Raw genomic sequence first — 24418 nt, 5'->3', positions numbered from 1 at the left:
AAGTAGCAAATGATGAACAAAAATGGGTTCGTCTTATGGAAGCCGTGAAAGCGGATAATGATAAAAGTCTTGGTGAAGCAGTCTTTAATGCACTTAAAGAAGCGATGAGTGAAGGTATTTTGCAACCTGGTGATCGCTTACGTGAAGACGAATTGGCAAATCGCTTAAACGTTAGTCGTACACCAATACGTGAAGCTTTAGGTCGCCTAGTTGAAAGAAACTTGGTTGAGCCAGCAGGTGGGCGCGGGCTTATTATTCGCCGATTAAGCCATCTTGAAGCAGTTGATCTCTATGCTATTCGTGAAATTATGGAAGGAGCCGCTGCAAGGCTTGCTGCCCAGAATGCAACAAAAGCAGAAATTGATTTGCTTTATTCTCTCAATGAAGCCTTTTCCGAGGCGGGGTTAACTTCAGCTGAATATGCAAAACGCAATAAACGTTTTCATCACGCTATTGGGGAAGCTGCTCATAATCAATACTTGGATAATCATTTACGCTTTTTACAAGAATCTCTCATTTTGCTCGGTTCAACAACATTTCAAGTGGCTGATCGAGCGCGTTCAGCATCGGATGAACATAAAAAAATTGTTGACGCTATTGCAGCTAAAAAACCTGAAGAAGCAGAAAAGACAGCACGCTTTCATATTCGGGCTGCTTTTTCTGTGAGGCTCAAGTTGCTTAATAGTTAAAAGGTTACAGTACGGGGGGTAAGAAAATGTTGCCCCTAGACAACTTTTATTCTTCACGATCTGTCATAAAATGCCGATAGTGAAAGCACTTTATTGACTTTTTATATAATTTGATAAATTTTTATATTCATGCACCTCGTTTAATAATGAGGCCTTGATATGACCGAAAAACCAAGTTCAGGTTTAAACAAAATAAAGTTCTTTGATGATGGATTGGAAAAAATTATTTTTGAAGAAACTTGATTTGATAAATCGTTGGAAAAATCTATTGAATCATCATTGATTTATCAAGAACTGATATTGATGAGCTGATTAAAACAATTAAGTTGAATATTAAAATTCAAATAATAATAAAAAACATTCCCCTTAAAAATCCATCTTCGCTTTATTCGAATAGATTGAACAATCGATTTAGAAAAGTTTTCACCCCGATAAAGAAGGGTTTAGTGACGAATATCAATACCACGATCACGCAGGATATATTCAACTTTACGAAAGTTCAGTGCTTATCGCACGTAATACATAACCGATAAACGGATTATCTCGAATGAAGCTTTAGAATTCACGAATAGATTTATAACACCACCGATATAACTTAAAATTATTTTGACAATGCCCTTTATGCTGGCCCGAGCATTATAAATGTTTCACTCTTGGCTATACCTTCGCTAGAACGAATTGTTGATATAACATTATTTAGCTCAATAATATCGGAGACATCAAGCAATGCAATTATATCCCAATGTCCATTTGTATTATAGACATCAAGAATACCCGGAGTCCGTTTTATCTTTTCAATGACATTTTTTGTTGATGAGCTATTGATTTCTATCGTCGTAAAGGCACGAATACGCTTTTCGTCAATGTTATCTTTTAATTTGATAGTAAAGCCTTTTATATCGCCATTATCAACTAACCGATCCAGGCGCTTTTGCGCAGTTGCTCGCGCAACTCCGATGAGTTGTGCCAACTGGGGCACTGATACTCGTCCATTGATCTTCAATTCTGCAATTAATTTGCGGTCCAGTTCGTCCATTTTACTTTTCCGTAAATTTTTTATCTAAAAAGTAGATATATCCAAAAAAAAGTTATTTTGCACTCTATTATTTTCCAAAAAAGTAAATAAAGATTAACATAATTATAAAGGGGAATTAACTCGAAACAACTGACGGTTATCGTTTATGTAAGGAGGATATAATGAACATGAGAAAACTTGCTGCATTCGTTCTAATGGTTATCGTTCCATTTTTATATACCAATGTTGTTCATGCCGATGAACTGGACAAAATCAAATCTAACGGTGTTATGAAAGTTGCAGTTTCAGGCGTTTTCCCTCCTTTCAGCTTTGTGAATGATAAAAATGAAGTTGTTGGCTTTGATGTTGATATTTCGAATGAAATTGCAAAACGGCTTGGTGTAAAAGCAGAAATAGTTAGAACGCCATTTGATGGTATTATAGCAGGCTTGGTTACGGGGCGTTACAATGCTGTTATTGGCTCGATGGCCATAACACCGGAGCGTCAAAAAGCTGTGGATTTTGTCGGCCCTTATTACCATTCGGGCATTGGTGTTTTTGTTAAAGAAGGATCCAGCTATAAAACCGTTGAAGCTCTTAATGGTAAAAACATAGGAGTTATTTTAGGTGAGACCTCCGAAAAATGGGCAAGGGAACAAAATCAGTTTGCCGTTCGCACTTATAAAGGTTTACCAGAAATGCTCATTGACCTTAAATCGGGTCGTGTGGATGCTATAGTTTCTGATGATATTGTTGTTTATGTTGCCATCAAAAATAACAATGAAAAAATAGAACAAATTAAAGATGAGAGATTGCCAAAGTTCGATATTGGTATGGCTATTCGCAAGCAAAATCCTGAGCTTGCTGCTGCAATGAAAAAAGCTTTAGATGACATGATGGCTGATGGAACTTATGAAGCCATTTCAAAAAAATGGGTTGGAACCGATATTCGTTAATGGTGAACAAGCTTTAGCCCCAAGCATTTAAGATATATTATCCGAAGTAGTATTTTCGATTTTTAATATTGCTTCGGGTGATGTCTGTGGTTCCTTTCATGTCTATATTCGGTTTGCTGAATCAATTCTGATTTTCATAAATAATTATAGCGTGTTGAACTGCCTTTTTTCTTATTCGCCATCTTTATAAATCGTGAGGTAACATGGATATTGACCTTATCGAGAAAATATTACCATTTATCATTGAAGCGGCGTTAATGACAGTTAAATTAACTGTTATTTCTCTGATGCTTGGATTGGTCGTCGCTTTTATTGTTGCAGCGTTACGTTCTTCTAAAAATATCTTCATTTGGCCTCTTGCTGCTTTTTATGTCAGCATTATGCGGGGAACTCCGCTGCTTATTCAGATCTTTCTTGTTTATTATGGAGCATTTTCTTTCGGGTTTGACACAACGCCATTTAAAGCTGCGACCCTAACAATGGGATTTAATATTGGCGCTTATATGTCTGAAGGGATTAGAGGAGCGATATATAGCGTTAACAACGGGCAGTATCAGGCAGCCAGAGCTTTGGGATTTGGTAAAGTAAGAACCCTGTTTTACTTTATTATTCCGCAATCTGTTCTAGTGATGCTCAAGACAATTGAAATTAACACAATCATTCTTACAAAAAGTACGGCTCTTGCTTCAACGATTGGTGTTGTAGAACTTACGTCGACAGCAGTTGGATTTGTAACATCAAATAGCGGTCAATCATTTGAAATTTTTGGTTTAGCGGCTGTTGCCTATATCATCATTATCAGTTCTGTTCTTATTATTTATAATTTTATCTTTTATTTATTACATAAAAGAATCTTGGGGGGATTAACGTAATGTTACAATCTTTCTTTGGTAATTTTTGGCAACATATTGAAGGCATCCATCTGGATTTTTCCGTTGTTCCCCCTTATTCCAATATTTTACTTATCGGGCTTCTTTGGACAATTATTATAACTATTTTGGTAAGTTTAATCAGTTTCTTCGGAGGTATATTTATTGCATTAAGTTTAAATTATACGTCTCGGACATTTGCCTGGCCACTGAAATTTGTCTGTTGGCTATTTATGACAACGCCACTTTTGATACAATTATATCTGATATATTATGGTCTTTCTCAATTACAAATTCTTTTACCTGCTTTTTGGACGGGCGTTTTTGTACTCGGCTTTCATTATGCCGTTTATAATTCCAATATTTTTAGAACGGCAATGAACTCAATTGATAGAGGGCAAATTGAAGCATCCCGTTCATTAGGCTTTAGCCAATTACAGACGTTGCGTTATTTTATAACGCCTCAATCGGTGTTTATTGCATTACCACAAGTCGGCAACAATACGATTATCCTTTTAAAGGATACTTCTATTGTTTCACTGATCGGTATCGCGGAACTGACATTAAATACGCAAAGAGCGATTTCAGACACATATGCATCTTTTGAATTTTATCTAGCAGCCGCTGCACTCTATTACATTGTAAATTTGGTGATGGAATATGGCTTGCATTTGGTAAAAAATAAAATTGGAGTCATACAATGAACCAAAGCCCAATGATTGAGCTTCGCAATATTCATAAATCATATGGTTCTCTTGAAGTCTTAAAGGGGATTAATTTTAGCGTTGATCGTGGAAAAATCGTCTCAATAATTGGTCCGAGCGGTTCTGGCAAAAGTACCTTGTTGCGATCGGTTAATTTATTGGAAACAATATCGCAAGGTGAAATATGGTTTGACGGCGAACAAGTAAACCTTCCGCTTAAAGGACATGCTTTCGAGAAGCATTTGAATCATATGCGCCAAGAAATTGGCATGGTTTTTCAGCAGTTTAACTTATTTCCCCATTTAAGTGTTTTACATAATATCACTATTGGACCTCGCATATTGAAAAAAAAGTCCAAGCAGGAAGCCGAAGAAATTGCTTATAAGCTTTTAAAAAAAGTGGGGCTTGCAGATAGGGGTAATTCATACCCTTCGCAGTTATCCGGCGGGCAAAAACAACGTGTCGCTATTGCTCGTGCACTTGCGATGCAACCTAAAGCTATGTTGTTTGATGAAGCAACGTCAGCTCTTGATCCAGAATTGGTCGAAGAAGTTAATCAGGTTATGAAGCAGCTTGCTTCAGAGCATATGACAATGATGATCGTTACACATGAAATGCGTTTTGCTTATGAAGTTTCCGACCATGTCGTTTTTATGGACGGAGGTGTTATTGTTGAACAAGGAACGCCTGATGAAGTGCTAAAAAAACCGAAAGAAGACCGAACCAAAGAGTTTTTACGTAAGCATCTAGAAGCAAACTGATGCGAGTAGAAACAAAAATTAAAATAGATCTTCTCTTACTATAGACGATTATCAAAGTTTGAACCACGTCGTCGCTCATATTCTTCTACAGTTGGTTAGCTTCGATCTCAATGTAAATACATTTTTAATATGCCAATGTCGTTAGAGGTTAAAATGCCGGAATTAAAAAATACCAATAAAGTTCGTAATATTAAATTTTTTAAAAATAAATGTTCTGATTTGGCGACCCAATTGGTTGCATGGAACAGCGAAACAGGCAGTATCGGTGAAGCCGAATTTGCTGATAAACTTATAAGCTTGATAAAGACTATTCCTTATTTTTCTCAAAACCCGCAAAATGTTATAAAAACACCGAGTCATGGAAATCCACTCACCTATAATGTTTTGGCTCTTGCAAGAGGTACAGGCCGTGACACTCTCATATTAGCCGGACATTTTGATACTGTTTCAATCGAAAATTATCATGAATTAAAAAGCTTGGCTTGTGAAAGCGAGAAGCTCGCATATGCATTAATAGAGACACTTTCAACAAAACAACGATCAGAACAGGAAGAATGCGCTTATCAAGATTTACTTACAGGCAATTTTTTACCCGGACGAGGCATGTTGGACATGAAAAGTGGTCTAGCAGCCGGAATGAAGTGTATTGAAGATTTTTTAGCTAATCCTGATCGGGTAGGTAATATTCTTTTCGTTGCAACACCTGATGAAGAGCGTGAAAGCCGCGGTATGCGCTCATTAAGAGCAAGCCTAAGCCATTTCGTTAAAGAAAATGATCTTGATATTGTGGGGGCTGTTAATATTGACGTCACATCGGATCAAGGTGATGGAAAGGATGGTCGCGCAATTTATGCTGGCACGATCGGTAAATTATTGCCATTTGCCTTTGTCATTGGCTGTAGCTCTCATGCAAGCTATCCTTATGAAGGCGTAAGTGCTTTAGCGATGGGAGCAAAAATTTTATCCTATTTTGAAGCCAATGCAGCTTTAGCTGATAAAGATAAGGAGGATGTCTCCCCCTCACCTATATGTCTTGAAGCCAGAGATTTGAGAGAGTCTTATGAAGTAACCACACCAGAGCGGTTTTGGTTAGCTTTTAATTGGCTTTATCATTCTATCACGGCTGAAACTTTGTTCGATCGTTTTAGAAAGGCTGTAGAAAGTTGTGTGACACAAGCTATTCTCGACTTCAAAGAACAGGCTGAAAAATTTAGTGCAATGGTCAATAAGAAATCCGGTGCGCTACCACCAAAGCCGGTTATTATGGATTATGCCACTCTGGTTCGGCATGCAAAAGATATCACTGGAGATAGCTTTGATATATTGTATAAAAATAAACAGGCAGAACTTGATCATATTGATAACCCGCTGACGGTAAGTCGATTGCTTACGGACTGGCTCATTAATCTGGCCAAGGTGAGTGGCCCGATGGTTGTCATCGGGTTTGCAGGTTTACATTACCCTTCAAGCCATCTCGATCCTTCAATCCGTAAGGATAAGAATTTTTTTGACGCAATTAATAGAGCTTCAGAACCTTACCAAAATATTTTGGATCAAGTACTGGTATGGAAACCATATTTTCAAGGCATCTCTGACATGAGCTTTTTAGGGCAAAAGGCAAACAAGAATGCCTTGATTGCTTCAAATACGCCAATTACGCGTTTACAGGATATTCCTCCTGAGCAAAGTCTTAGTTTTCCTGTGGTCAATATTGGACCATGGGGACGCGAGTTTCATCAAAAACTTGAACGTGTTTATGCACCTTATGCATTTAACCAATTACCAGAGCTTTTATTGCGTATCTCGAAAGAAATTCTAAAATAACGCTTCTTTAAAAATTAAAATATGAAAACCGTATTTATTTGAAATAGTTATTGATGATAATAAATACGGTTATATATATAAAAAACATTACACTATTAATTAAATTATTTATTATTTTATCTTAGAACCGCTATTTTTGACGTGAAGATAAATGAATACCGGCAATGGTACAACGCACTGATCCGCCTGCTCGCTCGACTGTCGGGATTTCAAGAACCAACGGTGTGGCACTTTCTTCTATAGTAGTAATTTGCTCGTCAGTTAATGAATCATAAGCTGTTTTAGACAAGGCAAGATATCGGCCATCTGTACCTGTTAGTTCTATTGCATTGCCAGCGAATTGATGAATTTGGTCAGGCGTTAATGCAATTATTTTACGACCGGATTGTTCAAAACGTAAGTTGATTTCATTTGCTCGTGCTTTATCACTAATCATTTCAAGGCCAATTAATACAAATTCTGTGGCAATGCACATCAGGACATTGGTGTGATAAATTGGGGTATTATATTTATCGACGGCATTGAATGTCATAGGTTCATAGTTAAATTGAGTGCAAAATCGTTCAAGTGCAATGGGGTTTGTTCGGTCAGATTGAACGGCATATGCAACACGGTCAATATGATCGAGCACCATAGCTCCTGTGCCCTCTAAAAATAATCCATCAGGTTCCAAACCTGAATAGTCAATGACTTCTTGAACACGATAATTGGTTTTCAGGTCTTCAATAATATCATAACGACGTTCAAGTCTTCGGTTTTGCGCTTTCATAGGATAGATAGCAATGGAGCCACCTGCATGGGTAGAAAACCAATTGTTTGGAAAAACTGAATCAGGCGTTTTATCCCCCGTATCTTCGTAAAGATGAACTCTTATGCCTTTTTCACGTAGACAATCCGACGCTTTGGTTATTTCATTGAATGCTTTAGATGCCAAATCTGTGTTTAATGATGCTTCAATTTGAAAGCTATTATCAACGGCTGTTTGCGTATTAACTGTGAAATGATGAGGACGTACCATAACTACAGTGTTGGGTGCCTGAATAGAAGAAGATTGCTTACGTGCCATAGTAGATCCTATCACATTTCATATTTTTCAACCATAACAACCATTTGAAATATGCTAATAGTCGAGCATATTTCAGCACTATGCATAAAATGATAAGCTTCTGACATCACAAGCAAAATCGCCTATTTGTTGTCAGAAAACCTATTTCATTATCAATGTGTTTGTGATGGATTGGCGCGTTGCAACATGCCAAACAAATCACGTGCATCATCCGGATCTGCCAGAATATCCAGATTTTCGAAAAACTTTGTGTTTTTGATTTTGTTGTAAACATAACGAAGTGCTGAAAAATCTTCGATTGCGAAGCCAACGCTATCAAACAGTGTAATTTGGCGGTTGTTCTCACGTCCTTTGGCTTTACCGGTAATGACCTTCCATAGTTCGGTTACCGGATAGTCTTTATCCATTTGTTGAATTTCACCTTCAATACGTGTTTGAGGAGGATATTCTACAAATGTATTGGCGCGCAACAAAATATCTTTGTGTAACTCTGTTTTACCGGGACAATCACCGCCAATAGCGTTGATATGAACCCCCTCGCCAATCATATTGTCCGTTAAAATTGTTGCATATTGCTTGTCTGCCGTACAGGTCGTGATAATTTGGGCGCCATCGACAGCTTTTTGTGCGCTATCACAAGCAATAATATTCAAGCCACTATTCTTTAAATTCCGATATGCCTTTTGTGTTGCTCGTTGGTCAATGTCATAAAGGTGCACATTCTTTACTCCGCAAATAGCTTTTAATGCCAGAGCCTGGAACTCTGATTGTGCACCATTGCCTATCATAGCAAGAGTTGTTGCACCTTTAGGAGCCAGATAACGCGTTGCCAATGCAGAGGTTGCGGCTGTACGTAACGCGGTTAAAAGTGTCATCTCGGTCAGTAGTAACGGATAACCAGTCGCAACGTCAGCAAGCAAACCAAAACCTGCTACAGTTTGTAAACCTGCTTTAATATTTTTAGGGTGACCATTTACATATTTAAAGCCATAAATATCACCATCGGAAGTGGGCATAAGTTCGATGACGCCTTCTTCGGAGTGGCTAGCAACACGTGGAGTTTTATCAAAACTTTCCCATCGTTTAAAATCTTCTTCTATTGTTTGGTATAATTCTTTTAAAAGGGTTTCAAGACCAATATGATGTACGAGTTGCATCATATGATCAACACTTACAAAAGGAACCAACGCTTTACTCGAAGGGGCAATTTTGTTCATCATAACTCCTCATTTTGATAAACTTATTTATGTTTTTAAAAATAAATAATGCTTTGTGCATGGGCACAAAACTTTACCGAACATCTTTCATTTGCATTCAATCAAACTGTGTACCCTCATGAGTCGATAGAATGCCTTGTCATTTATAAAGTAAAAAATATTTGTAAAAAATGATAAATTATTATAAAAATTAAATATATTTTTATCAATTGTTATACACGGATTATCAAAATGGCTAAAGATAAAGCAAGTTACAGTCATTCAAAATACATCCCTGATGAACTTGACAAACGTTTGATTGCTTTATTGAGACAAGACGGCCGCGCATCATTAGCAAAATTGGCCGATATTTTGAAAGTCTCGCGTGGGACTGTTCAAAACCGGCTTGATCGAATGGTTGATAATGGCACTATCTCCAATTTCACTATTCGGGTTCGGGCTGATTATGATGATAATGCAATACATTCAATCATGCTTATTGAAGTTGTTGGTAAGTCAACCAATCAAGTTATACGTCAATTGCGGGGAATAGCAGCAATTCAAACTTTACATACAACAAATGGCAATTGGGATATTGTAGCGAGCATCACTACCGATAATTTGGCTGAATTTGATCGGGTTTTAGGTGAAATTCGTGCCATAGATGGCGTTTTGAACAGTGAAACAAGCATTTTATTGAGTAGTGTAAGTTGAATAAAGATAGAATTATATTGTCATATAAATTTAATTATAAATAAAATACATATTAGATTCTATATTTATATTTACTATCTTAATTTTTTTAATCGGGTTGATCAAGTTGTTGCTTATATGCGTCTATATCATGACTTGAACACATGGTGAACTAGCGACAATATATGTCATAAAACATGAAGATATTGTTTTGAGAAACGCGGTGCTGAGTGAATGGGCACTATTCTACCGGAATTGCGATATTGAATAAAAGCTCATTATTGGCCAAAGCTCGTGAGAGCATCGCAAGAACATAATCAAGCCCTTATCAGGAAGCTTATCAAAGCACATCAATAGCTCAATGATATGAAACAAGGTTAGACGTTTGCTTCAATAACCAACCAACAAAATATAAAGGAGAGTTAGATCCACTCACACACTCCATTGGCATTTTTTATCGCCAAAGATTTAAAAAGCAATTGTCAAAGGTAATCACCCCCATTAACCTGACTGTGGATAAACTTGTCCGTTATAAAACATTGCCTGATTGGGGCAAAAGAACTTCTCTTCATGCGATAGACAAAAGCTGTTCAGGCGAAAGCACCATTATCCTTTATGCCTGACTTAAATATATCGCCTGATTTACCTAAGATTTTAAAATTTACTGGCTTTATTCATAAAATCTGCTCTTGAATGGTTAAAGCCATTGCGTGAGATTGGATGTCATTTGCACACAGCAAAAATTTCGCTGTTAATTTCCTGTATTTTTGAAATACACATAAAATGTCCGATCCTCACCGCAAAAATGCACTCGGAAACGGAGCACATTAAAAGCCAAAATAATAGCGGCAAATAAATCTCTTAAGAAAAAGATAGAATCGAGCTCTTTGAAACCTTGTTGTGTTATATGGGATATAAGAAACTACGGTAAGATCATCGTGTCTTAATGGCGGAGAGAACGTCACCTTTGTTATTGTTTCGGATTGTCCCAGACCGTCCCATGTAGTTTTGTTTCGTTAGCTATATCAACTGATTATTATCCCACATTGCTCTATATGGTATCACTGCTTCCTAGTTTGATTGGGGGGGTGAGTTGGGGGATAAAAAACACAAAAGCGCCATTACTTATTGTTTTATACGATTTCTTTGATTGCAATGGCGGAGAGAAAGGGATTCGAACCCTTGATACGGTTGCCCGTATACACGCGTTCCAGGCGTGCGCCTTCAACCACTCGGCCACCTCTCCAGCGAGGCTGCAATATAACGGGAAAGACTCCGAGTTCAAGAGGAAACTTCATTTCATACAGGAAAAAGTCACTCATTCATCATTGTCTGCAGAGATATTGGCAACAGACAGCCGAAGAGTGTCCTAACGAAATGTCCTAATACGTGAAAACCTTATAACTCGTCCCCATTGCTGAACCGGAACTGCTTCATCAAATGCTGAAGGCAGAGCAACAATAATTTAGCAATAATACCGTTTTTCAATAATTTTTAAAATCTGACGAACGTGCATGTTCGGCATTCCGTAAATTTCTTATGAAACAGGATATTATGGAAAGGGCAAATCTGCCAAATGAAAAGCCTGCCAGACATTCAGTCAAAAGCAGGCTTTTCTTCCCCTTGAAAACTATTGAATAATGAAAACTCTTGCAATAAGTTGCGCGGGATATTTATTCGCTTTTGCGATTATTACCTGCCTATTTTAATCGTGTTTCAGGCTGCCTTTTCGTCGGCAAAAGCCTTTTTGACGCTATCGCGATTATTGATCTTTTCCATATAAGACGACAAAGCCGGCATATCGAGAAGATCAATCCCCACAAACTTGCACCATGTCAGGATTGTGAAAAGATAAGCATCGGCAACAGTGAAATGATCGCCTGCAATAAACTGGGAATTTTCAAGCTGTTTTTCAGCATAGGTCAACCGTTCAATAAGCTTTGCTTTGGCAGCCTTTTTTTCTTCCTCTGAACCAGGATGGAAAAGCGGTCCAAAACCTTTGTGAAGTTCGGTCGCAATATAATTCAGCCATTCCTGTACTTTTGCCCGCTCGTAAGTACCCGGTTTTTCGGCCAAATTCTTTTCAGGCTTGAGATCGGCCAGATATTGAACAATAGCAGTACCTTCTGTAATAACGCGGCCGTCATCAAGTTCCAGTGCCGGAACATAGCCTTTTTTCGTAACCGTCAGATAATCTTTGCCACTCGCCGTTTTCTTTTTGGCCAAATCAACCTTTTCGAGTTTGATCGGAATTCCGGCTTCCAGCGCTACGATATGTGGAGAGAGTGAACAAGCACCAGGGGCAAAATACAATTTCATAATCTCTATCCCTTCAAAAATATTGCGGTCTTATAGCCCAAAATTGATACAGCTTTTCGATTTTTTCAATAAGCTTTTTTTATTTTACAATGTCCAATTCGTTTGCGCATTTCAATTTATATTTATTACCCCGTTTTTTCATGTCATTATTTTCTATAGATAAAAGCCGATTTTTACAGCGAAATTATCCACATAGCATTGCCTTTTATTCATAAAATGGTAAAAGATTAGGCGTTTTTAAAATTGCACAACAAAAAGGCATAAGTGATTGATCTTTCTTTCCACACCTCTCAAAGTTGGCAATATCGAGTTTAGAAACCGTGTTTTTCTTGCTCCTATGTCCGGTGTGAGCGATTTGCCTTTCCGCCAGAGAAGTTGGAGCGCCGGTGCCGGCATGGTGGTTTCCGAAATGGTGGCAAGTGCGGAATTATGTTCCGGCGCGGTTGAAAGCCAAATGCGCATAAATGGCAAGGGTCTTCCACAACATGTTGTACAGCTTGCCGGTCGCGAACCGGAATGGATGGCAAGAGCAACCGAAATTGTTCAGGATAACCATGCCGATATGATTGATATCAATATGGGGTGTCCGGCCAAAAAGGTTATCGGCGGATATTCCGGTGCTGCCCTTATGCGTGACTTGAAACTTGCTATGTCCTTGATCGAAGCGGTTTTAAAGGTAGCAAAAATTCCCGTTTCTCTTAAAATGAGGCTTGGTTGGGATAAAACAACAATCAACGCGCCGGAACTGGCAAAAATGGCTGAAGAAGCCGGTATTTCCATGATTACCGTGCATGGCCGCACCAGAATGCAATTTTATAACGGTCAAGCCGATTGGGATGCTTTGAAAAAAGTTCGCGATGTTATTTCGATTCCGATGGTAGCAAATGGCGACATTGGCAATCTTAAGGAAGCCGAAGAATGCCTGCGTCGTTCCGGCGCCGATGCAGTCATGATCGGGCGGGCATGCTATGGTGCACCGTGGTTGGCAGGAGAGATCGCTGGCCACCCCTTCTGCCAGAATCTCGGCCATTATATTTGCGACCATTATCGCGCAATGCTCGATTACTATGGCGAAAATACCGGCGTGCGTCACGCCCGAAAACATCTTGACTGGTATTTGAACAAACACGCCAAGGGCTTCTATAGCAGCGAAGAACGGCAGGATCTTGTGACCGCACGCAAGCCGGAACACGTTTTGACACTGCTCAATTCAATATTTTCGAGAGATTTGGGTAATCCGGAAAAGGCAGCCTGACGATGCAACAAAAAGCAAAAAATTTGGAACAAAATATTGCAAGACTGGTGCTCGATGCTGTCCGACATCCGGTTATTCTTGTCGACAAGGATAATAGTATCGCCTATGCCAATGCCGATGCCGAACAATTCTTCAAAGCAAGCTCTTCTGTGTTGGCACGAAACAGGCTTGAAACATTCTTACCCTTTGGCAGCCCTCTTCTTTCGCTTATCAATCAGGTTCGAGAAAAACCCAAACCGGTCAATGAATATCATGTCGATTTATCATCACCAAAACTCGGTTATGACAAGCTTGTCGACATTTTTGTTCAACCACTACCGGAAATACCGGGAAGTGTGGTTGTGTTGTTTCAGGAAAAATCCATGGCCGAAAAGCTCGACCGGCAGATGACCCATAGAGGAGCTGCCCGTTCGGTGACCGGTCTTGCTTCAATGCTTGCCCATGAAATAAAAAACCCGCTTTCTGGTATTCGTGGTGCTGCGCAACTTCTTGAAAGTGTCGTCAGTGATGATGACCGGCAACTCACACGTTTGATTACCGATGAAACAGATCGTATCGTTGCTCTGGTCGACCGTATGGAAGTATTCTCTGATGAACGTCCTATCGAACGTTTTCCGGTTAATATTCATACAGTGCTTGATCACGTAAAAAGGCTGGCACAAAGCGGTTTTGCAAAAAAGATCAAATTTATTGAAAAATATGATCCGTCACTGCCACCGGTCTATGCCAACCGCGACCAGCTTATCCAGATTTTCCTTAATCTTGTTAAAAACGCGACAGAAGCGCTGGAAAATGTAAAAGACCCGACAATTACGCTTACCTCCTCCTATCGGCCAGGCATCAAGCTTTCTGTACAAGGGCGGCATGATAAAGTCACATTGCCTATGGAATTCTGTGTCGAAGATAATGGTCCGGGTGTTCCCAAAGACATTCAGGAAAATCTTTTTGACCCGTTCATCACCAGTAAACCGAATGGATCCGGCCTCGGACTTGCGCTTGTTGCAAAACTTGTGAACGACCATGGCGGGGTCGTTGAATGCGAGTCACAGCCTGGAAAGACGACATTTCGTGTTCTCTTGCCCATGTGGCGGCCGGAAGAGACAGAACAAAAGTCAAGCGGAGAAAGCCAATGACCAAAGGGATGATACTTGTTGCCGATGACGACGCGGCAATCCGCACTGTTCTCAACCAGGCGCTCTCGCGAGCCGGCTATGATGTGCGGGTGGCACCGAATGCAGCAATGCTATGGCGTTGGATTGCCAATGGCGATGGGGATCTTGTCATTACCGATGTCGTTATGCCGGACGAAAACGCATTTGATCTTATACCCCGCATCAAAAAGGCACGTCCGGAAATTCCCGTCATTGTCATGAGTGCACAAAACACTTTTATGACCGCAATCAAAGCTTCGGAAGCCGGTGCCTACGATTATCTGCCAAAACCGTTCGATCTGTCGGAGCTGATCAATATTGTCGGACGGGCTATGGTTGAACCCCGCCCCGAAAATGAAAAACAAAAATCTGACGAAACGAGCGACACGATGCCGCTTGTCGGGCGTTCATCTGCGATGCAGGAAATCTATCGTATTCTTGCCCGCATGATGCAGACTGACCTTACCGTGATGATTACCGGCGAGTCAGGAACAGGAAAAGAGCTTGTCGCACGTGCACTTCACGAATATGGCAGACGCAGAAAAGGCCCCTTTGTTGCAATCAATATGGCGGCAATTCCCAAAGATCTCATTGAATCAGAATTATTCGGTCATGAAAAAGGTGCCTTTACCGGTGCCAATACGCGTTCAAGCGGGCGTTTTGAACAAGCCAATGGTGGCACATTGTTCCTTGACGAGATTGGCGACATGCCCATGGACGCGCAAACCCGCCTCTTACGTGTCCTGCAACAGGGCGAATATATGACCGTTGGCGGAAGAACGCCAATCAAAACCGATGTCAGAATTGTTGCTGCAACCAACAAGGATTTGCATCAGCTTATCAATCAGGGACAATTCCGCGAGGATCTGTTTTATAGACTTAATGTTGTACCCTTGCGCATTCCCGCTTTACGTGAAAGAGCTGACGATATTCCCGATCTCGTGCGTCATTTCTTCAAAATGGCAACTGATGACGGTTTACCTTTGAAACATATCAGTAATGAGGGGCTTGATCTGTTACGCCGCTATTCCTGGCCCGGCAATGTCAGGGAATTGGAAAATCTTGTACGCAGACTTGCCGCTCTTTATCCGCAAGAAGAAATCGCGGTTGATGTTATCGAAACAGAATTAAAAAACGAGACCGGAAATCATGATTCTCATAATCCGGCTTCTGTTAATGATAATGTCACAATTGCCGAAGCAGTCGAAATGAATATGCAGAAATATTTTGCATCATTTGGTGAAGAATTGCCACCCGCAGGGCTTTATCACAGGGTTTTGGAAGAAGTCGAATACCCGCTTATTCTTGCCTGCCTCACAGCAACAAAGGGTAACCAGATCAAGGCCGCAGAATTATTGGGGCTTAATCGCAACACCTTGCGCAAAAAAGTGCGCGATCTGAAAGTGAACATCTATAAAGGAACCCGGACAAATTGAATTTGGCTCAAAAAAATTCAAATAAGTGATTGACCTTTAGCCAGAACCTTGTAAAGACTTGCGCATCCTTTTTGGAGGGGTGGCCGAGCGGTTTAAGGCACCGGTCTTGAAAACCGGCGTGCAGGCGACTGTACCGTGGGTTCGAATCCCACCCCCTCCGCCATATTTCAACAAAAAACAGTTTTAAATCAATAAATCGAACTTTTTTATAGTTTTTTCACCTCCCAATAAAACCTGGAAGCAAACGGCATCATAAGGGACGATAAAAGACAGTAACCAATTATATTGCTAACAAATTAAATGGAGCGGTCTTGGACAATTTGAAACAATGGCATAGGGGACACCTCCCATATTTTTCCCGGTGGTATGTTAAAGCGTAACAATAGAGCGAATAAAGCCGGAGCCACTCTCTCGGTTTCACGAAAAATTACAAATGGCCTTGGACACTATCCCACAATAGACAAGCTCTTCCATTTTCGTAACGCACGAAACAACCATGTTTTCTCAATGATTTTAAAGCCAATTTGATAGCGGATTAAATCTGAATTTTTTCCCAAAAACGGAATTATAAAATATCACTATCCAGATGGACAACAAAACGAATAGTGCTGCACGCTATGAATTTCTATCAACTACCAATCCCGCTGTTATTGCCGTTTTGATTAGAGTTCTTTTCTCTTTCTAAAAACTGATGCGAAACCGGGTTTTTCCGGATCTTGCAATTCTATACCAAAAAGTTCAAGATAAATATCGAAAATCAACCCTGCGGGATATCAGCAACCTCACAAAAGCTGATTATTGTCACTGAACGGATTGCCGCTATGCAAATGCATTTAAGCAAGTTCAGAAACAATTGAAAGGATCCAGTTTGTTCACTCCCGATACTTATAAAATAATCGCCAAAGCGACATTGGTTTTCCAATTCCCTTACCGGAACGATTTCAAAAAGAATTAAAAATTTCTAATCACGAATGCTCAAACAGGGATTTCTACTATGCGGAGCGGCGGTAGTTTGCAAATCAAAGATCAAAGTTTTTCTATTATCACAAAAAATATCGGCTGCATTCATGAAACATTTAAAAATCATGAAGGCTGGTCGTTATCAAAGACCAGAATTGTTATGCCCGATGACACCCAATGGATGTCTTCTACTCAAGCAGGCTTATATGTTGGAGTTATTGAGGGAAGAATGAAATTCGAATTCAACAAAGGGAGCATTTCATCGTTCAACCGTCAATTCGGTTATTTTCTTAAAGCATCAGACCCCATGACAACGCACCATTCTATCTCTGCTGATGAGGAAATAAGGGGCACATTCTTGCATATCCCTCAACAAGCTCTGCTGCAGTTGGAAAAACAACATCATGATATTACAAATCGCGAACTTTTGCAGAACAATGATCAACAAAATAACGATCTTCAATGCTTTATGCCTGATGAGCAGTTGATACGATTTTGCCATGAAATTCATAATTGTTCTTATGAAAATGGTTTACGCTCGCTTTATTTTGAAGGGAAAAGTTTCGAGTTTCTCGCACTTGCTTTCGAAAATCTTTTTTTAAAACCATGCAGTCTGACTGATAATGATAAATTCATTCCTCATCATGAAATAGAACGTTTTATGCATATACGTGATATTTTAATTGCATCACTCTCCGAACCACCTAGTTTGGCTCAATTGTCACGTCAAGTTGGCATTAGCACCTCACGTTTAACAGCCGGTTTCAGAAAAGTTTTTTCAATGTCAATCGTCGAATTTCTCCAACATCAACGCCTTGAATATGCGCGGCAAATGTTGCGTGAAAACAAAATGTCGATTTCACAAATTGCATATAAGATCGGTTATACACCTGCACATTTCTCGACTTTGTTCCGCCGGCATTATGGTTATCCCCCACGGCTTTTATTGCAAAATGACAAATAACTATAATGTTAATTTTGTATTCCCCGAACGCAGGAATATATTGCCAGCATTTTCTATTGCGGATGTGTAAAAATTAACTTCGCTTCATTCACGATCTATGACTGCGCGTTTTTGAGCGGATCAAAAAAGTTTTTTGGCTGAACGCTAAATTTCCCCTCTGGCACTTTTTGCAATTATTTATCATAGATTAAGAAAAATAACTGGATAAAAACTATCATGTTTTGTTTTTCTTATAAATGTAAATATATTTTATTAGCGGGCATATCTGCTCTTGCGACCACTTCTCAAAGTTTTGCACAAACCGCAACAGAGCTTGAGACTATCGTAATCGAGGGAGAAAAAAATAAATATAAAAGTCAAAAAACGCCGGCAAGTATCACCCAGATTTCTCGTCAGGACGTTGAAGATGAAGGGCTTCAGAATATAAAAGATATCGCCAACACAACACCCAATGTCGTTTTGAATGATCAAGGGTCCCAGCGTTTTACGGTAAATACCATACGCGGCATCGGTAATACAATTCGAACAAATTATTTCAACAGTTCTCTCGGTATCTACCTTGATGGAGTTCCTTTAACAACAGCCGAATTCAGCCAAAGGTTGGGAAATATTGAAAATATCGAGATTCTTCGTGGCCCTCAGGGAACCCTTTTTGGTCATAACACAGCTGCCGGCGTGATTAACCTGACCAGCCGGAAACCGGGTGACAAATCTGAATTCGATGTTGAATCAACAGTTGGTAATCTGGGACAGCGGCAGGGAAGCATATGGTTCGGTGGCCCAATAACCGGAAAAGATTTAACTAGCACCTTATTTTTTGATTATTCCCATCGTAATGGATATACAGATTATCTCGACTCTTCAGGTACTATAGATGGTCTCGAGACGTATACCGGCTCAGGATCCATCCATTATAAACCCGACAATCAGCTTTCTATCGTTTTAAGCGGATCAATTGAACGCGTTAATCAGGGCAGTTATGCCTATCAACCATTCGATCAATATAAAAAACGTGTTCTTGATATTTCTCCTCCCAATAAAGAAGTGCGTGACAGCCAAAATATGAATGCGAACGTCACTTATGATTTTGAAAAAATGCAACTCATAGCAATTACCGGTTTTCAACATTATGATTTATCTGCAGATCAGGATTTGAATTATAACCATATTGTTTCCACGATGGGTGGAGGAGACACGACGTCCGACGAAAAAGGTCACCAAATCAGCCAGGAATTTCGTTTAAAAGGTGAGATTGACCGACTAAGTTGGCTGGTTGGCAGTTTTTTTCTAAATGAAAGCAGTGATTATGATTATCTTTTCAATGTGCATGCATTCGGTTCCCCTTCTTTAAATGCATCCCATTATAAACGTAGAGAAATTGCCGGTTTTGGTGAAGTTACCTGGAACATTGTAGGAGGACTTGACCTGACCACGGGTATACGTGTTTCTGATGAAAAACACGCCCTTTTAACGAATAATTCTTTTGATCAATCAGCAAGCTTTAACATGGCAACCCCGAAATATCGTATTGCCTATCGCTTTGACGATGAAAAGCTCGTTTATATATCGGCGGTCAGGGGAGCAAAATCGGGGGGTTACAATCGTATCGCGGCAGATCGTGCTTTTGATCCGGAATATTTATGGAATTATGAAGCCGGATTGAAAACACAATGGTTTGACAAAAAGCTGACACTGAATAGCTCAATATATTACATTGATTGGAAAGACCAGCAAGTCAGCTCATTGGTTGGTGCCAATATTGTGCAAATTGTTAATGCCGGACGTTCACATAGCAAGGGTATCGAACTTGAAGCGGACTGGCAGCCAATCGTGGGGCTGGATCTGTCCGGTTATCTAGGGATAATTAGCGGTGAATATGACACATTTATCGGTTCTACCGGTAAAAATCTTGCCGGTAATAAATTAGTAAATACGCCCTCAATGACAGCCGGTGTTGCAGGACAATATAGATGGGCGCTTCAGTCACTTCCTTTCGATGCTTTTATGCGAGCTGAATACCACTTTATCGGTAACCAATATTTTGACGTGGACAATAAATTGGAACAGGAAGGATACGGGCTGGTCAATCTACGGATTGGTGTCGAAAAAAATGGTTTTTCGTCAACCTTGTTCGTTAAAAATCTCTTTGATAAAGATTATCGCGCCTTCGGGTATCGTGACTTTGAAAATAGTCCATTTGCCAGTAATGTAGCTGTAGCCGGGCAATCACGTATGATTGGCGTAACACTGAAAGCCCGCTTCTAATGACAGTTGCTCAACGAACCAATGCAGGCCTTACTCTTACTGCAATAGGTACGCTTTATTTGACTCAAGGCATACCTATGGGGCTCGCTTTTCTCGCTTTACCTGCAATATTGCGTAATCTGGGCATTTCCGCTGACTCTATCGGTATGATAGGACTTGTTATATTGCCTTGGTCACTCAAAATCTTTTGGGCGCCCTTCATCGACCGATTTAGCAATAAACATATAGGTGGCCGCCGTTATTTCATTATATTGGCTCAACTGCTTACAATTATTCTCTATTCTTTTCTTATAATTATAAGTTTTATAACTTCTTCAACCGGCGTTTTATTGTCGGTTATATTTTTGATCAATCTCGTATGTGCCACTCAAGACATAGCAACAGATGGCTGGGTAATCGAATTATTGAAAGGTCCTGACCTAGCCTGGGCAAATGGTTTGCAAATCAGTGGGTTCGCTTTAGGCATGTTACTTGGCGGTTCTGTTACCTTGTTTATTTTCACCTATAGTGGATGGTCTGCGACTATTGCGATGATCATGCTTATAACACTTCTCAGCATCATTCCGGTATTTCTTGTGAAGAGTTCAAGCCCTAAACCGCCAGTAGAGATAAAACGTTACACGCCAAGTCTACGTAAATTATTGCAACGTAAAGATGTTTTTTATATTTTATCTGTAGCAGGTCTGTTTTATTTTTCGAATACCCTAACTTCGACCATGACAGGTCCCTTTTTGATCGATAGGGGCTTCTCGTTAATTGACGTCGGCAATGTAACAGGCGTTGCTGCCTCGACAACTATTGTTGTCGGAGGCATTATCGGAGGGTGGCTAACACGGGCGTTCAACGCGAAAAAAGTAGCTGTCTTTTCAAGTTCGATTGCTGCATTAAGTTTATTTTTTTGGTGGTTTCTAGCTCTTTTACCGCAGATATCCCTAATTTCCGTTTTAGTGGTCAGCTTTATTAGCGGTTTGGCAAGTGGCATTTCATATGTAGCATTTTTTACCCTGTTCATGCATTGGTCATCATTAAAACAGGCTGGAACCGATTTCACAGCTACGCAATGCATGGAAAGCTGGACAAATAGTATTGCTGCTATTATTGCCGGTCAGATTACCGCTCACTTGGGCTTTAAAACAACTTTTTTGATTTCACCTATTCTCGGTCTCATATTTTTATGCTGGATAGCATTTGTTTTATTTAAAAAAATATAACGGAAAAACGTTAGGAAAAATGCAGGCGCACCGTATTTTTGTTAACAAAATCAACCTTAATAATATCAAATAACATTTTTGCTGCTTGCAACACATTTCACTATCAGAATGCCTCACAAAAAACAAATTGCGGCGCCCGTTTGATCAAGCTGTTATGAGCTGTAATGAGAAAAAATGAAGAAAAACAGGATTTGGAATAAACTGACGGGTCTAAAGCAAGCTTTCCGCTTTGGATAGCTAACAGCATGAGCCACATTGAATAAAGGCAGAAAAGTTCAAAGCAATTGCATTTCAACCCGGAAAAGAAAATGCACAATCCGTCAATAAAGCACGCTGCGACCAGAACGGAAAATTTTTCGGTAGTCTGTACTTGCTCTTTTACTTGATTACCTTGGATGGAAAATGAAGTTCCGCAATCTCAAAGTAGAATTGGAATCAAACGGATCTTATGTTGTAAAAACCGTTTGACATCAATTCTTTAAATATAGATCATGTTTCCCAAAAGAACTTCCATTCTTCATTCTTTATTGAGTTCGCATTCCAGAGCTGCGGCTAAAAACTTCTCCAATGGTCGTATTGACAGAAATCATATACGACTGCCATGAACATGAACATCTCTATTCCTGAACAATTTTCGCCGCTTGAGGGTAAAAAGATTAATGTTCTGAACCTTACTTAAATTCCTTTTTAGTCACAAAAAGGACAAACGTCATAACGGTCAAAAATAAAGAAGCAGCAGCTTCCATTTTTGGCGAAATAAATGATAGTGAAAAGTATCAACAAGAGATTTCACATATTACAAATTATTAGCATTATGGAAAATTCAAATGACGAAGTATTTTTCGGAAACGCCCAATCCGCCCTATTACATTGTTGCTTTTTCTTCCCGAAGAACAGAAGGAGATAATGGTTACGCAGAAATGGCGAAGGCAATGGAAGAACTGGCGTTTCAGCAACCGGGTTGTCTTGGCGCTGAAAGTGCCCGTGGCGATGATGGTTTTGGCATTACCAATTCGTTCTAGAAAGATGAAGCGAGCATGAAAGCTTGGAAAGCAAATGTCGACCATAAACTTGCCCCGAAACTCGGTCGGGAAATATTTTACTCGCATTGCGTCATTCGCGTTGCAAAAGTGGAACGTGACTACAGTTTTGACAAAGTAGGAACACAAAATTGACTAATCCATGTTCGATTTCGATTTAACATCGAATTTTTGATGGTGAACCTTGCCTTGTTTTGCAGAAGGGTTACAAAATGGACAAATGACAAGACAAAGCTTTGATCAAAGGCTTCTCAATTTAAATTGACTGCCCTTAAAGTCATGCTCTATGCATCTCTAAGCTTGTCTCTCCCATTTACTGCAAGAGATAATGTTAAAGGATAAAGACGATTACAGAAAAATATAGGTGACTGAAAATACTTTACATTTCAAATTATAAAAATATTTTTTCCGGTTTATTTTCAATTTAAAATCAACAGATAAAATATTAATCATAATAATTTAATTTTTCCGGTTTTAATGAAAATAAAAATATAAATTGTTTTAAAAACAATAAAATATAGTTCACACATGAATATAGACATTATTTTAACATAAAATAAAAATTTTACTTTCGACTTGATGTTTTTCGCAAGCCAAATTTTTCGTAAAAGATGAATTCTTTCCGGTGACAATAGATATGTTTTTTCAAACATATCTTTATATTATCATTAGCGAACAGACTGGAGAAAAGCGACTGTTTCCGGACGTTGTGGATTTCTGATGACCTCGTCGGGCGTACCGATTTCGTGGATTTGTCCTTGGTGGAAAAACGCCACGCGGTTCGAAACATCTCTTGCAAAGGAAATTTCATGGGTAACAAGAACCATTGTCATTCCTTCTTCTGCAAGCAGGCGCATAGTGTCCAAAACCTCACCAACTAGTTGCGGGTCAAGAGCGGAGGTCGCCTCATCAAAAAGCATATAATCCGGAGACATGGCAAGTGCACGGGCAATCGCCATACGCTGTTGTTGTCCACCGGACAATTTATTCGGATACACATCAAGTTTTTTACCCAAACCGACATGTTCTAACTGTTTGATGGCAATTTCCCTTGCCTGTTCTTTTGACATTTTCAAGACTTTACGAGGAGCCAATGAAACATTCTCTATAACAGTCAAATGTGGGAATGCATTCCATTGTTGAAAAACAATGCCGATTTTCTGTCTTAATTTGTCAAGATTGGTCGATGGAGAAAATACATCCGTACCGTCGACTTTAATCGCGCCGCTATCAATTTTTTCGAGACCATTAATACACATCAACAATGTCGACTTTCCTGATCCCGAACCGCCGATAACGGAAACAACTTCACCCTTGTTAACAGTCATTGAAACGCCTTTGAGAACCTTTAAGGCACCAAAGGATTTATGAACATTATCAATCTCAATCATTTATCACCCATTTATTTTCAAAACGCGAACCAATGTTGGAAACGACCCAACTAATGACGTAATAAAAAACGCCTGCCAGAAAGAAGATTACGAATGGCTCGTTCAATCTGATATTCAATTGTTGGGAAGCGCGGAGCAGCTCGATAATTCCTATCCAGAAAACCAGAGAGGTATCTTTCATGACCGAAAGGGTAAGATTGAGCCAACCGGAAAAGCCTACTCTGACCGCAAGCGGTATGACAATATAAAAGACATCCTGCCACCAGCTCAAACCAAGAGAACGGCTCGCTCTACGCAAATTTCCCGGCACCGCCAAAATGCCTCCCCGCACAACTTCGGTACAGTAAGAAGCCGTGTAAAGGCCAAGTACAAAGCAGGCGACTGTAAAAGCACTCCATTTTATGCCGATAACCGTCTTGAAAGAATTGAACAAGACAAATTGTATTGGCAAAGGTACACAACGGGGAATATCCAGAAACCAGGCTAGAGGCATGGATATTCTCGGCATTCCAGCGCGAATGAAACCGAATATAATTCCTAAAGCCGTACCGATAGCCATTGCCGCCACAGTCAATTCTATTGTGACAAGAGCACCATTTGAAAGATAGACAAGATCGCTCCAGGTAAGTTTTGTTGTAAACATCTGTCCCTCT

The 24418-nt window shown here is 39.7% G+C and carries 22 protein-coding genes and 2 tRNA genes; 17 read left to right on the top strand and 7 right to left on the bottom strand.

Annotation, left to right across the window (positions count from 1 at the left end; genetic code table 11):
• Positions 1-35 precede the first annotated feature (35 nt).
• Positions 36-689, top strand: a complete 654-nt coding sequence (locus H3S82_RS03380; protein ID WP_198233332.1) for a GntR family transcriptional regulator — start codon at positions 36-38, stop codon at positions 687-689.
• Positions 690-1308: 619 nt separating this feature from the next.
• Here the strand turns inward: H3S82_RS03380 and H3S82_RS03375 are convergent.
• The gene (locus H3S82_RS03375) at positions 1309-1725 is read right to left on the bottom strand and encodes an Lrp/AsnC family transcriptional regulator (protein WP_198233311.1); all 417 of its coding nucleotides are present in this window, start codon (positions 1723-1725) and stop codon (positions 1309-1311) included.
• A 161-nt stretch (positions 1726-1886) separates the two neighbouring features.
• On the opposite strand from H3S82_RS03375, the gene H3S82_RS03370 reads away from it, so the two are divergent.
• The 5 genes from H3S82_RS03370 to H3S82_RS03350 all read left to right on the top strand — a co-directional run bounded on the left by H3S82_RS03370 (position 1887) and on the right by H3S82_RS03350 (position 6818).
• Positions 1887-2660 (top strand): transporter substrate-binding domain-containing protein, encoded by a 774-nt coding sequence (locus H3S82_RS03370; RefSeq protein ID WP_246785229.1) that lies wholly within the window; start codon positions 1887-1889, stop codon positions 2658-2660.
• Between the two features lie 203 nt (positions 2661-2863).
• Positions 2864-3532, top strand: a complete 669-nt coding sequence (locus H3S82_RS03365; RefSeq protein ID WP_198233310.1) for an amino acid ABC transporter permease — start codon at positions 2864-2866, stop codon at positions 3530-3532.
• Positions 3532-4233: an amino acid ABC transporter permease gene (locus H3S82_RS03360; protein WP_210326711.1), complete on the top strand. Its 702-nt coding sequence runs from the start codon at positions 3532-3534 to the stop codon at positions 4231-4233. The genes H3S82_RS03365 and H3S82_RS03360 overlap by 1 nt, the downstream gene beginning before the upstream one ends.
• Positions 4234-4244: 11 nt before the next feature.
• Positions 4245-4994, top strand: a complete 750-nt coding sequence (locus H3S82_RS03355) for an amino acid ABC transporter ATP-binding protein (protein WP_198233329.1) — start codon at positions 4245-4247, stop codon at positions 4992-4994.
• Positions 4995-5147: 153 nt separating this feature from the next.
• Positions 5148-6818 (top strand): M20/M25/M40 family metallo-hydrolase, encoded by a 1671-nt coding sequence (locus H3S82_RS03350; RefSeq protein ID WP_198233309.1) that lies wholly within the window; start codon positions 5148-5150, stop codon positions 6816-6818.
• Positions 6819-6948: 130 nt separating this feature from the next.
• Here the strand turns inward: H3S82_RS03350 and ctlX are convergent, their stop codons facing one another.
• A complete protein-coding gene (gene ctlX, locus H3S82_RS03345; RefSeq protein WP_198233308.1) occupies positions 6949-7884 on the bottom strand; it encodes a citrulline utilization hydrolase CtlX in 936 nt (311 codons plus the stop codon).
• Positions 7885-8036: 152 nt separating this feature from the next.
• Positions 8037-9101, bottom strand: a complete 1065-nt coding sequence (locus tag H3S82_RS03340; protein ID WP_198233328.1) for an ornithine cyclodeaminase — start codon at positions 9099-9101, stop codon at positions 8037-8039.
• A gap of 231 nt (positions 9102-9332) precedes the next feature.
• Between H3S82_RS03340 and H3S82_RS03335 the strand changes: the two genes are divergently transcribed.
• Together H3S82_RS03335 and H3S82_RS03330 are read left to right on the top strand one after the other, a co-directional pair.
• Positions 9333-9794, top strand: coding sequence for an Lrp/AsnC family transcriptional regulator (locus H3S82_RS03335; RefSeq protein ID WP_198233307.1), 462 nt, complete (start codon positions 9333-9335; stop codon positions 9792-9794).
• Between the two features lie 458 nt (positions 9795-10252).
• Positions 10253-10396: a hypothetical protein gene (locus H3S82_RS03330; RefSeq protein WP_198237160.1), complete on the top strand. Its 144-nt coding sequence runs from the start codon at positions 10253-10255 to the stop codon at positions 10394-10396.
• Between the two features lie 533 nt (positions 10397-10929).
• Here the strand turns inward: H3S82_RS03330 and H3S82_RS03325 are convergent.
• Both H3S82_RS03325 and gstA read right to left on the bottom strand, forming a co-directional pair.
• Positions 10930-11019 (bottom strand) — tRNA-Ser (locus tag H3S82_RS03325).
• 470 nt (positions 11020-11489) lie between these two features.
• Positions 11490-12092, bottom strand: coding sequence for a glutathione transferase GstA (gene gstA, locus H3S82_RS03320; protein WP_198233306.1), 603 nt, complete (start codon positions 12090-12092; stop codon positions 11490-11492).
• A gap of 268 nt (positions 12093-12360) precedes the next feature.
• Between gstA and dusB the strand changes: the two genes are divergently transcribed.
• From dusB to H3S82_RS11370, 9 genes are all read left to right on the top strand, one after another.
• Positions 12361-13347, top strand: coding sequence for a tRNA dihydrouridine synthase DusB (gene dusB, locus H3S82_RS03315; RefSeq protein WP_198233305.1), 987 nt, complete (start codon positions 12361-12363; stop codon positions 13345-13347).
• A 2-nt stretch (positions 13348-13349) separates the two neighbouring features.
• Positions 13350-14480 (top strand): nitrogen regulation protein NR(II), encoded by a 1131-nt coding sequence (locus H3S82_RS03310; RefSeq protein ID WP_198237112.1) that lies wholly within the window; start codon positions 13350-13352, stop codon positions 14478-14480.
• The gene (gene ntrC, locus H3S82_RS03305; protein ID WP_198232955.1) at positions 14477-15934 is read left to right on the top strand and encodes a nitrogen regulation protein NR(I); all 1458 of its coding nucleotides are present in this window, start codon (positions 14477-14479) and stop codon (positions 15932-15934) included. Before H3S82_RS03310 ends, ntrC begins: the two co-directional genes overlap by 4 nt.
• 73 nt (positions 15935-16007) lie before the next feature.
• Positions 16008-16097 (top strand) — tRNA-Ser (locus H3S82_RS03300).
• An 831-nt stretch (positions 16098-16928) separates the two neighbouring features.
• Positions 16929-17858, top strand: a complete 930-nt coding sequence (locus tag H3S82_RS03295; RefSeq protein ID WP_198232956.1) for an AraC family transcriptional regulator — start codon at positions 16929-16931, stop codon at positions 17856-17858.
• Between the two features lie 216 nt (positions 17859-18074).
• The gene (locus H3S82_RS03290; RefSeq protein WP_198232957.1) at positions 18075-20123 is read left to right on the top strand and encodes a TonB-dependent receptor; all 2049 of its coding nucleotides are present in this window, start codon (positions 18075-18077) and stop codon (positions 20121-20123) included.
• Positions 20123-21334, top strand: coding sequence for an MFS transporter (locus tag H3S82_RS03285; RefSeq protein WP_198232958.1), 1212 nt, complete (start codon positions 20123-20125; stop codon positions 21332-21334). Before H3S82_RS03290 ends, H3S82_RS03285 begins: the two co-directional genes overlap by 1 nt.
• 827 nt (positions 21335-22161) lie before the next feature.
• Positions 22162-22356: an antibiotic biosynthesis monooxygenase gene (locus H3S82_RS11375; RefSeq protein ID WP_370541209.1), complete on the top strand. Its 195-nt coding sequence runs from the start codon at positions 22162-22164 to the stop codon at positions 22354-22356.
• 15 nt (positions 22357-22371) lie between these two features.
• On the top strand, positions 22372-22509 hold the full coding sequence (locus H3S82_RS11370) for a hypothetical protein (protein WP_370541208.1): 138 nt from the start codon (positions 22372-22374) through the stop codon (positions 22507-22509).
• Between the two features lie 533 nt (positions 22510-23042).
• Here the strand turns inward: H3S82_RS11370 and H3S82_RS03275 are convergent.
• Both H3S82_RS03275 and H3S82_RS03270 read right to left on the bottom strand, forming a co-directional pair.
• Positions 23043-23765: an amino acid ABC transporter ATP-binding protein gene (locus H3S82_RS03275; RefSeq protein WP_198232959.1), complete on the bottom strand. Its 723-nt coding sequence runs from the start codon at positions 23763-23765 to the stop codon at positions 23043-23045.
• Entirely contained in the window at positions 23758-24408 is a 651-nt protein-coding gene (locus H3S82_RS03270; RefSeq protein ID WP_198232960.1) for an amino acid ABC transporter permease, read from the bottom strand. The genes H3S82_RS03275 and H3S82_RS03270 overlap by 8 nt, the downstream gene beginning before the upstream one ends.
• Between the last annotated feature and the right edge of the window lie 10 nt (positions 24409-24418).

Origin of the sequence: Bartonella sp. M0192 (assembly GCF_016102305.1) — a bacterium.
Classification (GTDB): domain Bacteria; phylum Pseudomonadota; class Alphaproteobacteria; order Rhizobiales; family Rhizobiaceae; genus Bartonella; species Bartonella apihabitans.
Note: the sequence above shows the minus strand (reverse complement) of the source record. Positions and strands in the feature narration are given on the sequence as shown.